13 protein-coding genes are annotated in these 14,524 nt (G+C 71.9%); 11 read left to right on the top strand and 2 right to left on the bottom strand.

All coding sequences use genetic code 11. From position 1 onward, the window contains the following. Positions 1-67: 67 nt before the first annotated feature. Both ACFCV8_RS18885 and ACFCV8_RS18890 read right to left on the bottom strand, forming a co-directional pair. Complete coding sequence (locus tag ACFCV8_RS18885; protein WP_376686495.1) at positions 68-1,903, bottom strand: bifunctional metallophosphatase/5'-nucleotidase; 1,836 nt, start codon at positions 1,901-1,903, stop codon at positions 68-70. Positions 1,904-2,085: 182 nt separating this feature from the next. Further along, positions 2,086-2,595 carry a hypothetical protein gene (locus ACFCV8_RS18890; RefSeq protein WP_376686496.1) on the bottom strand — a complete coding sequence of 170 codons (510 nt, stop codon included), beginning with the start codon at positions 2,593-2,595 and terminating at the stop codon, positions 2,086-2,088. A 198-nt stretch (positions 2,596-2,793) separates the two neighbouring features. Between ACFCV8_RS18890 and ACFCV8_RS18895 the strand changes: the two genes are divergently transcribed. The 11 genes from ACFCV8_RS18895 (at position 2,794) to pstA (ending at position 14,497) form a co-directional block, all read left to right on the top strand. Then, the gene (locus tag ACFCV8_RS18895) at positions 2,794-3,633 is read left to right on the top strand and encodes a helix-turn-helix domain-containing protein (RefSeq protein WP_376686497.1); all 840 of its coding nucleotides are present in this window, start codon (positions 2,794-2,796) and stop codon (positions 3,631-3,633) included. Between the two features lie 65 nt (positions 3,634-3,698). Beyond that, positions 3,699-4,622, top strand: coding sequence for a mycothiol synthase (gene mshD, locus ACFCV8_RS18900; RefSeq protein ID WP_376686498.1), 924 nt, complete (start codon positions 3,699-3,701; stop codon positions 4,620-4,622). A gap of 90 nt (positions 4,623-4,712) precedes the next feature. Further along, the gene (locus tag ACFCV8_RS18905; protein WP_376686499.1) at positions 4,713-5,120 is read left to right on the top strand and encodes a GntR family transcriptional regulator; all 408 of its coding nucleotides are present in this window, start codon (positions 4,713-4,715) and stop codon (positions 5,118-5,120) included. Beyond that, entirely contained in the window at positions 5,120-6,016 is an 897-nt protein-coding gene (locus tag ACFCV8_RS18910) for an ATP-binding cassette domain-containing protein (protein WP_376686500.1), read from the top strand. Before ACFCV8_RS18905 ends, ACFCV8_RS18910 begins: the two co-directional genes overlap by 1 nt. Continuing rightward, entirely contained in the window at positions 6,013-6,963 is a 951-nt protein-coding gene (locus ACFCV8_RS18915) for an ABC transporter permease (RefSeq protein ID WP_376686501.1), read from the top strand. Before ACFCV8_RS18910 ends, ACFCV8_RS18915 begins: the two co-directional genes overlap by 4 nt. 283 nt (positions 6,964-7,246) lie before the next feature. Further along, complete coding sequence (locus ACFCV8_RS18920; RefSeq protein WP_376686502.1) at positions 7,247-9,508, top strand: RNA degradosome polyphosphate kinase; 2,262 nt, start codon at positions 7,247-7,249, stop codon at positions 9,506-9,508. Further along, on the top strand, positions 9,495-10,487 hold the full coding sequence (locus ACFCV8_RS18925) for a CHAD domain-containing protein (RefSeq protein WP_376686503.1): 993 nt from the start codon (positions 9,495-9,497) through the stop codon (positions 10,485-10,487). The genes ACFCV8_RS18920 and ACFCV8_RS18925 overlap by 14 nt, the downstream gene beginning before the upstream one ends. Then, positions 10,484-10,954: an NUDIX hydrolase gene (locus ACFCV8_RS18930; protein ID WP_376686504.1), complete on the top strand. Its 471-nt coding sequence runs from the start codon at positions 10,484-10,486 to the stop codon at positions 10,952-10,954. Before ACFCV8_RS18925 ends, ACFCV8_RS18930 begins: the two co-directional genes overlap by 4 nt. A 186-nt stretch (positions 10,955-11,140) precedes the next feature. After that, a complete protein-coding gene (pstS, locus tag ACFCV8_RS18935) occupies positions 11,141-12,277 on the top strand; it encodes a phosphate ABC transporter substrate-binding protein PstS (RefSeq protein WP_376686505.1) in 1,137 nt (378 codons plus the stop codon). A 142-nt stretch (positions 12,278-12,419) separates the two neighbouring features. Continuing rightward, positions 12,420-13,415, top strand: coding sequence for a phosphate ABC transporter permease subunit PstC (gene pstC / locus ACFCV8_RS18940; RefSeq protein WP_376686506.1), 996 nt, complete (start codon positions 12,420-12,422; stop codon positions 13,413-13,415). Next, positions 13,412-14,497, top strand: coding sequence for a phosphate ABC transporter permease PstA (gene pstA, locus ACFCV8_RS18945; protein WP_376686507.1), 1,086 nt, complete (start codon positions 13,412-13,414; stop codon positions 14,495-14,497). Before pstC ends, pstA begins: the two co-directional genes overlap by 4 nt. Positions 14,498-14,524: the final 27 nt, after the last annotated feature.

Here is a 14,524-nt window from a genome sequence, read left to right on the forward strand (position 1 = left end):
GGCCCGTCGGCCCACCGCCCCGCTCGACCGGGTACGGGTCGTACTACTGGTCGTACTACTGGTCGTACTACTGGACGACCGTGATGCGGTCGGCCGCCGGCGGGGCCAGCGGGGCGTCGGCCGTGGAGTGGGCCGCCAGGTAGGCGTTGAACACGTCCAGGTCGGAGGCGCCGACCAGCTTGTTCGTGCCCTCGCCGAGGGCCGCGAAGCCGTCGCCGCCGCCCGCCAGGAACTCGTTCATCGCGACGCGGTAGGTCTTGGCCGGGTCGATCGCCTCACCGTTCAGCTTGATGGTGTCGGCGACCACGCGGTCCGCGCCGGACTTCGTCATGTCCAGGGTGTAGGTCAGCCCCTTGGAGATCTGGAGGATCTTCGGGCTGGCCTCGTTGGAGCCGCTGACCTGCTGCTTGAGTGCGGCGACCAGCTGGGCACCGGTCAGGTCGACGACGTTCATCATGTTGGTGAACGGCTGCACGGTGAAGGACTCCCCGTACGTCACCACGCCGTCGCCCTCGGCGGCGCTCGCCTTGTACACCAGGTCGGCGCGGATGCCGCCCGGGTTCATGAACGCGACGACCGCGCCGCCCTTGTCCGCCGGGGCCAGGCCCTCCAGCTGGGCGTCGGCGATCAGGTCGCCGAGCGGCTTCTCGTAGGCGTTGGAGCCACGGCCGTTGATGTCGGCGGTGATGAAGCCCTGCGGGCGGTTCGAGATCGGGGCCGCGAGAGCGTTCCAGCGCGCGATCAGGGCCGTCATGTCGTTGGCCTTGGACTGGTCACGGCTGACGATGTGGTTGGCCGACTTCGGGTTCTTGGCACCGGCCGACTTCACCGACGTACGGACGATGTCCTTGGTACGGCGGTCGTAGGTGAGCGTCGTCTCGGTGTAGAGCTTGCCGAAGGAGGACGCCGAGGTGACCAGGCGCGGGTTGCCCGCCGGGTCCGGGACGGTGCAGACGTACGCCTGGTGGGTGTGGCCCGTGACCAGGGCGTCCACCTTGGGCGAGATGCCCTTGGCGATGTCGGTGATCGGGCCGGAGATGCCGTCGCCGGGGCCGTCGCTGTCGCAGTCGTAGTTGTACGAGGAGGAGGCCGGGGCGCCGCCCTCGTGGATCAGCGCGACGATGGACTTGACGCCCTGGCGGTCCAGCTCCTTGGCGTACTTGTTGATCGTCTCGACCTCGTCGTGGAACTTCAGGCCCTTGACGCCGTTGGCCGTGACGATGTTCGGGGTGCCCTCCAGGGTCACTCCGATGAAACCGATCTTGACGCCGTTCTTCTTCCACACCGTGTACGGCTTGAGGATCGGCTTGCCGGACTTCTCGTTCGTCACGTTGGCGGCGAGGTAGGGGAAGTCCGCGCCCTGGAACTTCTTGCCCTTCTCGTAGCAGCCCTCGACCGGGTGGCAGCCGCCGTTCTGGAGGCGGCCCAGCTCGGTGGCGCCCTCGTCGAACTCGTGGTTGCCGACGCTGGTGACGTCCAGGTCGATCTTGTTGAGCGCCTCGATGGTGGGCTCGTCGTGGAAGAGACCGGAGAGCAGCGGGCTCGCGCCCACCATGTCGCCGCCCGCCGCGGTGATCGAGTACGGGTGGCCCTGGCGGGCGGTGCGCAGCGAGGACGCGAGGTACTCGACGCCACCGGCCGGGACGGCCTTGACGGTGCCGTCGGCCTGGATCTCGTTGACCGTGCCCGCCGAGCCGGCCGGGGGCTCAAGGTTTCCGTGCAGGTCGTTGAAGGACAGCAGCTGCACGTCGACGGTGGGGCCCTGGCCCTTGCCGTTGCCCTTGCCGGGGTGCTCCTGGGCGCCGGCCGGCATCGCGGCGACGAGCGCGCCCACGGTGGCGAGCCCGGCCGCGGCGGCGAGCACCCGCCGGGACGCGCGGTTCTTCTGCGGTGTCGCTGACATCGGTCCCCTTGTGATTCTCAGCGGGAGGTTTTCGATTTGTGACAAGTCCGGAGACTTCGTGCGCAGCCTAGGGTCAACGCGCGTAGCGCGACAGGTTTCCCGGGTTACGAACTGGTTGCCATGTGGTGCGCCGCCGGACCGGCACCGACCCGCTCCCGCGCCGGGCCGCGGTCGGCCCGGCGTCAGACGGCGAGCGCGGTACGTCCGTTACGTCCCGTACGTACGGAGCGGCGCAGGCCGATCAGCTCCAGCTCGGCGAAGACCGCGACCGCCAGCGCCCCCGACACCATGAAGACGACGCCCGCGCCGGTGAGCGGCAGCACGTCCGCGAAGGCGACCAGGAGCATCGCGGCGGCGCAGGCCGTGTTGCCGACGACGACCGCGGCGGCGAGGCCCGCGGCGATACGGGGCCGGGCGGCCAGGAACAGCAGCGCGGCCCCGCCCACCGGCATGACGAGCCCGAGCAGTACGGACCACAGGGCCGGCAGTCCGAGCGGCCCGTCGAGCCACGGGGAGCCGGCGAGCATGACGACGCCGAAGGCGGTGGTGCTCCAGCCGTCGACACGCAGCGCGGTACGCAGCAGCCGGTCCGAGGAGGAGAAAGGGGTGGCGGGGGATGCGGGGGATGCGGGGGTGGCGGGGCGGTGGTTCGCGGTGGGCGGGACGGGCATGGCTGCGGCCTCCTTCGTCATCGTCGTTCCTGCGCTGTCGTCGTTCCTGCGCTGTCGTCTTCCGGCGTCTGTTGCTGCGGACGGTGCCTGTTGCCGCGGACGGTGGCAGTCGCCGCAGACGGTGCCTGTTGCCGCAGACGGTGGCAGTCGCCGGGTCACGGACTCAATGACCTTTGAGGTCATGGCCCGTACGACGGCGGCGCGGCTACGCTCCCCGGCATGAAGAGCGCACAGCCGTCCCCGTCCCGAGTCGGCGTCCTGCTCCGGGAGTGGCGGCGCCGCCGCAGGTTCAGCCAGCTCGATCTCGCCCTGCTGGCGGACAGCTCCGCCCGCCACCTGTCCTGCGTGGAGACCGGCCGCGCCCGCCCGAGCCGGGAGATGCTGCTGCGCCTGGCCGTCGCCCTGGACATCCCGCTGCGGGAGCGCAACACCCTGCTGCTGGCCGCCGACTACGCACCGGCGTACCGGGAGAGCGGCCTCGACGCCCCGTACATGGCCTCGGTCGGCGCCGCGCTCGACGCGATGCTGACGGCGCACCAGCCGTACCCGGCGGTGGTCGTCGACCGCTGCTGGAACGTGGTGACGGGCAACGGCCCGATGGCCCTGCTCATGGACGGCATACCGCCCCACCTGCTGACGCCCCGGCCGAACGTGTTCCGGCTGGTCCTGCACCCCGACGGGCTGTCCTCCCGGCTGGCCAACCCGGTCCAGATCCGCGGCCTCTTCCTCGAACGGCTGCTCCGCCAGGTCCACGCCACCGGGGACGGGGAGCTGCGCGAGCTGTACGAGGAGGTGTCCGGCTACCCCGTACCGGCGGCGGCCGAGGAGGAGACCGGCCCCGGCCCGGCGGCCGGGACGGCGGTGCCCGGCCCGATCCAGGTGCCGCTGCGCATCCGTACCCCGCAGGGCGAGCTGTCGATGTTCAGCACGATGGCGACCTTCGGCGCCCCGGCCGACGTCACGCTGTCGGAACTGGCGATCGAGCTGTTCTACCCGTGCGACGCGTTCACGGCGGCGGCCCTGCGCGCGCTGGGCGGGGAGTCCGGTCCGGTCGGCTGAACCGGGCCCGGCCCTCGCCCGCCGGGGCCGCCCGGCACGGGTGCGGTCGCCGTACGCTCGTAGCCATGACGACTGACGCAGCTCTTCCCGCACCCGGCCGTGAGATCCGTACCCTCGACGTGCTCTCCCCCGAGGACGCGGAGGCCGTATCCGAACTGCTCGCCGAGGCGGCCCGGTCCGACGGCAGGCAGGCCGTGTCCGAGCAGGGGCGGCTCCAGCTGCGGGGCGGCCGGCGCACGGGGGTCCGGCATCTGCTGCTGACCAGCGGGCCGGACCTGGTCGGCTACGCCCAGCTGGAGGACACCGACCCCGTGGAGGCCCCGGCCGCCGAGCTGGTCGTGCATCCGTCGTACCGGGGGCAGGGCCACGGGCGGGCGCTGGGCGCGGCCCTGCTCGCCACCACGGGCAAGCGGCTGCGGGTCTGGGCGCACGGCGGGAAGTCCGCGGCGCGCCATCTCGCGCAGGTGCTCGGCCTCTCGCTCTTCCGCGAACTGCGCCAGCTGCGCCGCCCGTTGACCTCGCTGGACATCGCGGAGCCGGTGCTGCCGCCGGGTGTCACCGTACGCACCTTCGTGCCCGGTGAGGACGACGCGGCCTGGCTGGCGGTGAACCGCGACGCCTTCGCCCACCACCCGGAGCAGGGCTCGCTGACCCAGCGCGACCTGGACGACCGCAAGGCGGAGCCGTGGTTCGACCCGAAGGGCTTCTTCCTGGCCGAGCGGGACGGTGAGCTGATCGGCTTCCACTGGACGAAGGTGCACGCGGAGGAGGGGCTCGGCGAGGTGTACGTGGTCGGCATCCGGCCCGACGCCCAGGGCGGCGGCCTCGGCAAGGCGCTCACCGCGATCGGACTGCGCCACCTGGCGGCCGAGGGGCTGCCGACCGCGATGCTCTACGTGGACGCGGACAACAAGGCGGCCCTGGCGGTGTACGAGCGGATGGGCTTCACCACCCACGAGGTGGACCTGATGTACCGCACGGAGTCCTGAGCACGGCTCAGTTCCCCCGGGGGCGGCGTCGCTTGACGCCGCCCCCTTCTTACGTCACCCTTTCACTACTCAATTAGTGAAAGGGTGAACATGGCAGAGTCCGCAGCGGTCGAATACCGCATCGACCGGCGCAGCGGCGTCGCCACGTACCTCCAGATCGTCCAGCAGACCAAGCAGGCGCTCCGCCTCGGCCTGCTGGGCCCCGGTGACCGCCTGCCCACCGCGCGCGAGGTCGTCGAAGCCACCGCCATCAATCCGAACACCGTGCTCAAGGCGTACCGGGAGCTGGAACGCGAGGGCCTCGTCGAGGGGCGGCGCGGGCTCGGCACCTTCGTCACCCGGAGCCTCGGCGGCGCGGCGGCCGCCGACGACGCGCCGCTGCGCGCCGAACTCGCCGACTGGACCCGCCGGGCCCGCGCGGCCGGGCTGGAGAAGGACGACGTGAGCGCACTCTTCACCGCCGTACTGGACAGCACTTTCGAGGGGGACCGAGCCTGATGACAGGCGTTGCGATCGAGGCCGACGGCCTTGGTGTGAAGTACCGGGGCGGGGACGGGAAGTGGGTGCTCCGGGACTGCTCGTTCCGGCTGCCCGCCGGCCGGGTGTGCGCGCTCGTCGGGCCCAACGGCGCGGGCAAGTCCACCCTGCTCGCCCTCGCGGCCGGGCTACTGCGGCCCACGACGGGGTCGGTGCGCGTGCTGGGCGGTACGCCCGCCGAGGCGCGTACCCGGATCGCCTTCGTGGCCCAGGACAAGCCGCTGTACCCGCAGTTGACGGTGGAGGCGATGCTCCGGGCCGGGGCCGAGCTGAACCCCGACGGCTGGGACCGGGAGGCCGCCGAGCACATAGCCGGGGACCTTCCGCGCCGGACCCGGGTCCGGCAGCTCTCCGGCGGCCAGCGCGCCCGCCTCGCCCTGGCCCTGGCGCTCGGCAAGCGGCCCGCGCTGATCCTGCTGGACGAGCCGATGGCCGACGTCGACCCGCTCGCCCGCCACGAACTGATGGGCGCCCTGATGGCCGAGACCGCCGAGCACGGCACCACCCTCGTGATGTCCTCGCACCTCCTCACCGAGCTGGAGGGCGCCTGCGACTACGTGCTGCTCGTCGACGGCGGCCGGGTCCGCCTCGGCGGCGAGACCGACGACCTGCTCGCCGCGCACACCGTGCTCACCGGCCCGGTACGGGACACCGCCCCGCACACCGCCGTCGAGTCCCGCACCGCGGGACGGATGCAGACCACCCTGGTACGGACGGAGGGCCCCGTGGACACGGGCGTCTGGGAGGCCACCGAGCCTTCGCTGGAGGAACTGCTGCTCGCGCACCTGCGGTCGCCGAAGGTGCCCGCCCTGCTGACGCCGAGCGCGGCGCCCGCCGAGGAGGTGGCGGCCCGATGAGCACGCCCGCCCTGCGCGGCCCGGTCCGGGTCACCGTACGTCTGCACCGCACGGCCCTGTGGATCGTCGGCGCGCTCGCGCTCGCCGGGATCGCCGCCGTGATCGCCACCCAGCTGTGGACGGCGTCCGCCACCGACACCTTCGCGGGCACCGGCTGCTCGGTCGCCCACACGACCCGCGGCTGCGGTATCACCGTCCGCGACTTCCTCGACGTCGAGCTCCGCTCCTACCGGCTGCTCCGGTACGCCGGGGTGGTCATGATGCTGCTGCCCGCGCTCGTGGGCGTGTTCGTGGCCGGTCCGCTGATCGCCCGGGAGCTGGAGAACGGCACGTTCCGGCTGTCCTGGACCCAGGGCGTCCCGCCCGCGCACTGGCTGGCGGCCAGGCTCGTGGTTCCGGCCGCGGCGACGGTGGCCGGGGTCTCCGTCCTCTCCGCCGTGTTCGCCTGGGCCAGGTCCCGGGCCGGGAGCACGGACTACCCGCTGGACGTGTACGAACGCGACGTGTACGGCGCCATGGGCACCGTCCCGGTCGGCTACACCCTGTGCATGCTGGCCCTCGGCGCGCTGGCCGGGCTGCTGCTGCGGCGCACCTTCCCGGCGATGATCGCGACCGTGGTCGCGTACGGCCCGCTGACGTTGATCCTGAACCGGGTACGCGAGTACCTCTGGCCGACCGTCCGGTCCACCGAGGACAGCTGGTCCGGACACGACACGTCCTGGGCGGTCGACTCGGGAACGCTCACCGCCGCCGGGAAGCCCCTGGACCCGACGGTCTGCGGGGGCTCCGGCGAACCCGCCGCCTGCAAGGGCGCCGTCTCGTACGTCGACCACCACCCCCTCTCGCACTTCTGGCCGCTCCAGCTCGTCGAGACCGGCATCCTGCTCGCCCTGGCGGCCCTCGCCGTCGCCCTCGCGTTCCGGGTGCTGCGCGGCCTGCACGCCTGACCGGGCCGCTGTACGGGCACCCCGTGGTGCCCGTACAGCACCGCACACCGCTTCCTGCACGTCATGTCGCCGTTACCGGCCATTCAGACGGGCTTGCGAACCTCTGACAATGCAGCCAGCTGTGCCGACCCCCCGCAATGGGAGAAACCCCGGCAACGGGAGAACCTCCGGCAAGGGACGTACGGGCGAAACCACCCTCCCGTCCCCCACGGCCCCCGCGAACCCCGCGAACCTCCCCCCTTCCGACGCGCCCGCGGAGCCGTCCGCGCGGAAGAATGGGGCCATGAGCCCGCAGCCCAGCTCCGAGGTACCGGTCCAGTCCGCCACGCAGCCGGCCCAGCCGTCGGTCGGCTCGCTCGCCGCCCACCGGCCGCGCGCCCTCGCCGCCGCGTCCGACGGGGCCGCCCTGTCCACCGCGGCCGACCTCGACCCCGACATAGACGCGGACGCCGACGCGTACGAGCCCGACGTCGACGGCGACGAGCTGCCGCAGGGCCGCTTCCTGGACCGGGAGCGCAGCTGGCTCGCGTTCAACGAACGCGTACTCGAACTGGCCGAGGACCCGGCGACCCCGCTCCTCGAACGGGCCAACTTCCTGGCGATCTTCGCCTCGAACCTGGACGAGTTCTTCATGGTCCGGGTCGCCGGACTGAAGCGCCGCATCGCCACCGGTGTCGCCACCCGGTCCGCCTCCGGGCTCCAGCCCCGCGAGGTCCTCGACCTGATCTGGACCCGCTCGCGCGAGCTCATGGCCCGGCACGCCGCCTGCTACCAGCAGGACGTGGCCCCCGCCCTGTCCGACGAGGGCATCCAGCTGATCCGCTGGCCCGAGCTGACCGAGAAGGAGCAGGCCCGCCTGTTCACCTTCTTCCGCCAGCGCGTCTTCCCCGTACTGACCCCGCTCGCCGTCGACCCGGCGCACCCCTTCCCGTACATCTCGGGTCTCTCGCTCAACCTCGCCGTCGTCGTACGCAACCCGGTCAGCGGCCACCGCCACTTCGCCCGGGTCAAGGTGCCGCCGCTGCTGACCCGCTTCCTGGAGGCGTCGCCGCAGCGGTACGTGCCCATAGAGGACGTCATCGCCGCGCACCTCGAAGAGCTCTTCCCCGGCATGGAGGTCCTCGACCACCACATGTTCCGGGTCACCCGGAACGAGGACCTGGAGGTCGAGGAGGACGACGCGGAGAACCTGCTCCAGGCCCTGGAGAAGGAGCTCATGCGGCGCCGCTTCGGCCCGCCGGTCCGCCTGGAGGTCGAGGAGTCCATCGACCCGTACGTCCTCGACCTGCTGGTCCGCGAGCTGAAGGTGTCCGACGCCGAGGTCTACCCGCTGCCCGGCCCGCTCGACCTGACCGGGCTCTTCGGCATCGCCTCGCTGGACCGGCCCGAGCTGAAGTACCCCAAGTTCGTCGCGGGCACCCACCGCGACCTCGCCGAGGTCGAGTCCGCCTCCGCCCCCGACGTCTTCGCCGCGCTGCGCGAACGCGACGTGCTCCTGCACCACCCGTACGACTCGTTCTCCACCTCCGTACAGGCCTTCCTGGAGCAGGCCGCGGGCGACCCCGACGTCCTCGCGATCAAACAGACCCTCTACCGGACCTCCGGCGACTCCCCGATCGTGGACGCGCTGATCGACGCCGCCGAGTCCGGCAAGCAGGTCCTGGTCCTCGTGGAGATCAAGGCCCGGTTCGACGAGCAGGCCAACATCAAGTGGGCCCGCAAGCTGGAGGAGGCGGGCTGCCACGTCGTCTACGGTCTCGTCGGCCTCAAGACCCACTGCAAGCTCTCGCTCGTCGTCCGCCAGGAGGGCGACACCCTGCGCCGCTACTCCCACGTCGGCACCGGCAACTACCACCCCAAGACGGCCCGGCTCTACGAGGACCTCGGGCTGCTGACCGCCGACCCGCAGGTCGGCGCGGACCTCTCCGACCTCTTCAACCGGCTCTCCGGCTACTCCCGCCGCGAGACCTACCGCCGCCTCCTGGTCGCCCCGAGATCCCTGCGGGACGGGCTGATCGCCCGGATAGACAAGGAGATCACCCACCAGCGGGCCGGGCGCACCGCCTACGTCCGCATCAAGGTCAACTCGATGGTCGACGAGGCGGTCATCGACGCCTGCTACCGGGCCGCCATGGCCGGAGTGCCGGTGGACATCTGGGTACGCGGCATCTGCGCGATCCGCCCCGGCGTCCCCGGCCTCTCCGAGAACATCCGGGTCCGCTCGGTCCTGGGCCGCTTCCTGGAGCACTCCCGGGTCTTCGCCTTCGGCAACGGCGGCGAACCCGAAGTGTGGTTCGGCAGCGCCGACATGATGCACCGCAACCTCGACCGCCGGATCGAAGCACTGGTCCGGGTCACCGACCCCGCCCATCGCGCCGCGCTCAGCCGTCTCCTGGAGACCGGCATGGCCGACACCACCTCCTCCTGGCACCTGGGTCCCGACGGGAACTGGACCCGGCACGCCACGGACGCGGACGGCCGGCCGCTGCGGCACGTACAGGAAATGCTCATTGACGCCCGGAGGCGCCGGCGTGCGACGCCATGACCAGACGACGACCCAGGCGGACCTTACGGCGGGCGCCGTTCTCGCGCCCTACCTTCAGGAACAGGCCGCCGAATTCCTGCGCAGCCTGCGCCTGCACCGCGAGAACAGCGCCCCCACGGACGCCGGCGCCCAGGGCGCCGAGGAGGCCACGGACGCACTGCGCCGCTCCGCGCGCCGGATCGGCGGCACCCTGCACACCTTCCGCGCGGCCCTGGACACCGCCTGGGCCGAGCAGCTCCGTACGGAACTGGCCTGGCTGTCGGGCACCCTGGCCCGGGAACACGCCTACGCGACCCGGCTCACCCGGCTCCTGGACGCGCTGCACCTCCTGTCCGGCGCGCAGCTGCCCGCCGCCCGCACGGGCGCCGACGCGGCCCCGGACAAGGAACGCGCCGCCCTCGGCGTCGGCGCCGCCCGCGCCGGGGCGCTCCTGGAACGCCAGCTGACCCTCGCCCGGACCCGGGCCCACTCCGCCGCCCTCCAGGCGCTGGGCTCCTCCCGCTTCCACGCGGTCGCCGACGCCGTGGCGCTGCTCGCCTCGGAGGTGCCGCTCGCCGCGGCGGCCGCGGCCCCGGCCGGGGAGATGCTGCACGGCCCCGCCGACCGGGCCGAGCAGCAGCTGCGGGACACGGTGGCGGCGCTCCCCTCGGGCCGGGCGGCCGAGCCGTACAACGAGGCGCAGGACGCGCCCTGGCAGCGCGCCCGGCTCCTCCTGCGGCTCCACCGGTACGCCCACGAGGTGGTGCGGGGCGCCCCCGATCCGCTGCTGGCCGCGCCGGGGCGGGCGCTCGATCTGCACCGGGACGCCTCGGAGGCGGCCGCCGCGGCGGCCTCGGCGGCCCGCACCCCGCGGATCGCCCCGGCCACCGCGTACGCCCTGGGGGTGCTCCACGCGGACCAGCGCCATGCGGTGGAGGCGGCCCGCGGGATGTTCCGGACGAGCTGGCCGTACGCCGTGGCGGCCGCGACCGCGCCATGAGCGGCGACGGGAAGCCGGCGCGCGCCGGGAACGGGAGGGCGACGCACAAGAACGGGAAGCCCGTGCGCGCCGCCGGATGCGTGCTGTGGCGGCGCACGGACTCCGGCGGCCTGGAGGTCTGCCTCGTGCACCGGCCCCGTTACGGCGACTGGTCGCACCCCAAGGGCAAGCTGAAGCGCGGCGAGGCGGCGCTGGACGGGGCCCGGCGCGAGGTCATGGAGGAGACCGGGCAGAGCTGTGTGCCCGGCGCCGCGCTGCCCGCGGTCCACTACACCGTGGGCGGCCGCCCCAAGGAGGTCCTCTACTGGGCGGCCGAGGCGACGGGCGGCTCCTTCCTGCCCGGCGACGAGGTCGACGCGGTCCGCTGGCTCGCCCCGGCGGCGGCCCGGACCCGCCTCACCCAGGAGCGCGACCGGGAGCTGCTGGACGCCCTGCTCGCGGCCCTGGCGGACACGCCCGGCCCCTGACCCGGCCGGAACCGCACCGTCCTGCACGGTTCACCTCCCGTTCACTCTCCCCCGTAGGCCGCTTCACCTGTTCTGCCTAACTTCGTCAGTGCACGGTGCACGGCGCGACAGCCCAGCACCCCACCCAACGCACGCCGTCGTGAGAACCAACAAGACCTCGGCGGCTCCTGGAAGGAACACCCGAAAGTGAAGCTTCAGCGCAAGAACCGGCTTCGTGCCACCGCGCTCGGTGCCCTCGCCGTCTCCGGCGCCCTGGTCCTCACGGCGTGCGGTTCTGACGACAACAGCGGCGGCTCGACCGGCGGCAACGGTGGGAAGACCAGCGCCGCGTCGAACATCAAGTGTGACGACGCCAAGGGTCAGCTGCCCGCCTCCGGCTCCAGCGCGCAGAAGAACGCCATGGACGTCTGGGCCAAGAACTACATGGCCGGCTGCGACGGCGTCGAGATCAACTACAAGTCCTCCTCCTCGGGTGAGGGCATCGTCGCCTTCAACCAGGGCACCGTCGGCTTCGCCGGCTCCGACTCCCCGCTGAAGCCGGAAGAGGTCGCCGAGTCGAAGAAGATCTGCAAGGGCGGCCAGGGCATCGGCCTCCCGATGGTCGGCGGCCCGATCGCCATCGGTTACCACCTGGAGGGTGTCGACAGCCTCGTGCTGGACGCCCCCACCCTCGCCAAGATCTTCGACGGCAAGATCACGAAGTGGAACGACCAGGCGATCGCCAAGCTGAACAGCGGCGCCAAGCTTCCGGACAAGGCGATCCAGCCCTTCCACCGCTCCGAGGACTCCGGCACCACGCAGAACCTCGGCAAGTACCTCGGCGCCGCGGCCCCGAGCGACTGGAAGTACGAGGCCGAGAAGAAGTGGCCGGCCCCCAAGGGCCAGGCCGCGTCCGGCTCCTCCGGTGTCGCCGCCCAGGTGAAGCAGGTCGACGGCGCGATCGGCTACTTCGAGCTGAGCTACGCCACCTCGCAGTCGATCTCCACCGTCGACATCGCCACCGGCGGCTCCGCCCCGGTCAAGGCCACCTCGGAGAACGCCTCCAAGGCCATCGCCGCCGCCAAGATCACGGGCACCGGCAAGGACCTGTCGCTGGAGCTCGACTACACGACCAAGGCCGAGGGCGCGTACCCGATCGTCCTGGTCACGTACGAGATCGTCTGTGACAAGGGCAACAAGGCCGAGACCCTCCCGACGGTCAAGTCCTTCCTGAACTACACCGCCAGCGACGAGGGCCAGAAGCTCCTCACCGAGGCCGGCTACGCGCCGATCCCGGCCGAGATCAACGCCAAGGTCCGCGAGACGATCGCCTCCCTCTCGTAACACCCCGCGCCCCGCGCACGTACCACCAGCCACACCCGGCGGACCGGTCCGGTACACCCTTCCGGACCGGTCCCGCCACCACCCATCCGGTGCACCGCCGCCAGGGGAGCCAGCCGCTCCCCCACCACAGACCGGAAAGACCATGGCTTCCACCACACCGATAGACACGCCGCCGGCCCCGCCGGTGGCGCGCAAGCGCGCCGGGACCTCGTCCGGGCGCGTGGGCGACAAGGTCTTCCTGGGCCTCTCCCGGGGCTCGGGCATCCTGCTGCTCGTGATCATGGCGTCGATCGCCGTGTTCCTGACCTACCGCGCCTCGATCGCCGTCTCCAAGAACGAGGGCAACTTCCTCACCACGTTCGACTGGAACCCGGCGGGCGACCCGCCGGTCTTCGGCATCGCGGTCCTCCTCTTCGGCACGCTCGTCAGCTCCGTCATCGCGATGGCCATCGCCGTCCCGGTCGCCGTCGGGATCGCCCTGTTCATCTCGCACTACGCACCGCGCAAGCTGGCCACCCCGCTCGCGTACGTCGTCGACCTGCTCGCCGCGGTCCCGAGCATCGTGTACGGCATCTGGGGCGCACTCGTCCTGGTGCCCTACCTCGAGGGCACGAACCTCTGGCTCGACCAGTTCTTCGGCTGGACGTACGTCTTCGAGAAGACCGAGCTGGGCGTCGCCCGCTCCCTCTTCACCGTCGGCATCCTGCTGGCGATCATGATCCTGCCGATCGTGACCAGCGTCAGCCGCGAAGTCTTCCTCCAGGTCCCCCGGATGAACGAGGAGGCCGCGCTCGCCCTGGGCGCCACCCGCTGGGAGGTCATCCGCCTCTCGGTGCTGCCCTTCGGCCGCTCCGGCGTGATCTCCGCCTCGATGCTGGGCCTGGGCCGCGCGCTCGGCGAGACGATGGCCGTCGCCACGGTCCTGTCGCCGAGCTTCATCATCTCCGCGCACCTGCTCAACCCGGGCGGCGGAACCTTCGCCCAGAACATCGCCGCGAAGTTCGACGAGGCCAACGAGTTCGGGCGGGACGCCCTGATCGCCTCGGGTCTCGTGCTCTTCGTCCTCACCCTGCTGGTCAACGGCGCGGCCCGGCTGATCATCGCCCGCCGCAAGGAATACTCGGGGGCCAACGCATGAGCCAGGCAGCCAACACCGGCATCCAGGAGCGGCCCGCCCAGGCGGCGCCCGCCCGTGCGACCAGCCTGAGCAGCCGGGCGCTCCCCCGCTGGGCCCCCTTCGGCTTCGCCGCCGTCGCCGTCGTGCTGGGCGTGGGCACCGGAATCGCGGCCGGCTGGCAGAGCCGCACCCAGTGGGGCCTGGTCTCCGCCCTCCTCTTCCTCGTCATCTCGTACGTCGCCACCTCGGTCGTCGAGAACCGCCGCCAGGCCAAGGACCGGCTCGCGACCAGCGTCGTCTGGGTCTGCTTCCTGCTGGCGGTCGTGCCGCTCGCCTCGCTGCTGTGGACGACGGTCAGCCGCGGCGCGGAGCGCCTCGACGGCTACTTCCTGACCCACTCCATGGCCGGTGTGCTCGGCTCCGAGCCGACCGGCGGCGTCTACCACGCGCTGATCGGCACCCTGGAGCAGGTCGGCATCGCCACCCTGATCTCCGCCCCGGTCGGCATGCTGACCGCCGTCTACCTGGTGGAGTACGGCAGGGGCGCGCTGGCCAGGGCCGTGACCTTCTTCGTCGACGTCATGACGGGCATCCCGTCCATCGTCGCGGGTCTCTTCATCCTGTCGATCATGCTGATGACCAAGACCCAGCCGTCGGGGCTGATGGGTGCGCTGGCACTCGCGATCCTGATGATGCCGGTCGTGGTCCGCTCCACCGAGGAGATGCTGAAGCTCGTACCGAACGAGCTCCGCGAGGCCTCCCTCGCCCTCGGCGTCCCGAAGTGGCGCACCATCCTGAAGGTGGTCCTGCCGACCGCGATCGGCGGCATCACCACCGGTGTGATGCTCGCGATCGCCCGTATCGCCGGTGAGACCGCGCCGATCATGCTGCTGGTCTTCGGCAGCCAGCTGATCAACCCCAACCCCTTCCAGGGCGCACAGTCCTCGCTCCCCTTCTACATCTGGGAGCAGTACCGGGTCGGCACCGACCAGTCGTACGACCGTGCCTGGGCCGCCGCGCTGGTCCTGATCGCCTTCGTCATGATCCTCAATCTGGTGGCCCGCGGCATCGCCCGCTGGAAGGCCCCGAAGACCGGCCGCTGACCGCGGCACGAAAGAAGCAGTGATTCC

The organism is Streptomyces sp. NPDC056347 (assembly GCF_042262625.1).
Lineage (GTDB): Bacteria > Actinomycetota > Actinomycetes > Streptomycetales > Streptomycetaceae > Streptomyces.

Excerpts from the sequence above, each read along its gene's own strand:
- pstC (WP_376686506.1), top strand. The coding sequence starts at position 12,420 with ATGGCTTCCACCACACCGATAGACACGCCGCCGGCCCCGCCGGTGGCG.
- ACFCV8_RS18930 (WP_376686504.1), top strand. The coding sequence starts at position 10,484 with ATGAGCGGCGACGGGAAGCCGGCGCGCGCCGGGAACGGGAGGGCGACG.
- pstA (WP_376686507.1), top strand. The coding sequence starts at position 13,412 with ATGAGCCAGGCAGCCAACACCGGCATCCAGGAGCGGCCCGCCCAGGCG.
- ACFCV8_RS18920 (WP_376686502.1), top strand. The coding sequence starts at position 7,247 with ATGAGCCCGCAGCCCAGCTCCGAGGTACCGGTCCAGTCCGCCACGCAG.
- ACFCV8_RS18915 (WP_376686501.1), top strand. The coding sequence starts at position 6,013 with ATGAGCACGCCCGCCCTGCGCGGCCCGGTCCGGGTCACCGTACGTCTG.
- ACFCV8_RS18910 (WP_376686500.1), top strand. The coding sequence starts at position 5,120 with ATGACAGGCGTTGCGATCGAGGCCGACGGCCTTGGTGTGAAGTACCGG.
- ACFCV8_RS18905 (WP_376686499.1), top strand. The coding sequence starts at position 4,713 with ATGGCAGAGTCCGCAGCGGTCGAATACCGCATCGACCGGCGCAGCGGC.
- mshD (WP_376686498.1), top strand. The coding sequence starts at position 3,699 with ATGACGACTGACGCAGCTCTTCCCGCACCCGGCCGTGAGATCCGTACC.
- ACFCV8_RS18890 (WP_376686496.1), bottom strand. The coding sequence starts at position 2,595 with ATGACGAAGGAGGCCGCAGCCATGCCCGTCCCGCCCACCGCGAACCAC.
- ACFCV8_RS18885 (WP_376686495.1), bottom strand. The coding sequence starts at position 1,903 with ATGTCAGCGACACCGCAGAAGAACCGCGCGTCCCGGCGGGTGCTCGCC.
- ACFCV8_RS18895 (WP_376686497.1), top strand. The coding sequence starts at position 2,794 with ATGAAGAGCGCACAGCCGTCCCCGTCCCGAGTCGGCGTCCTGCTCCGG.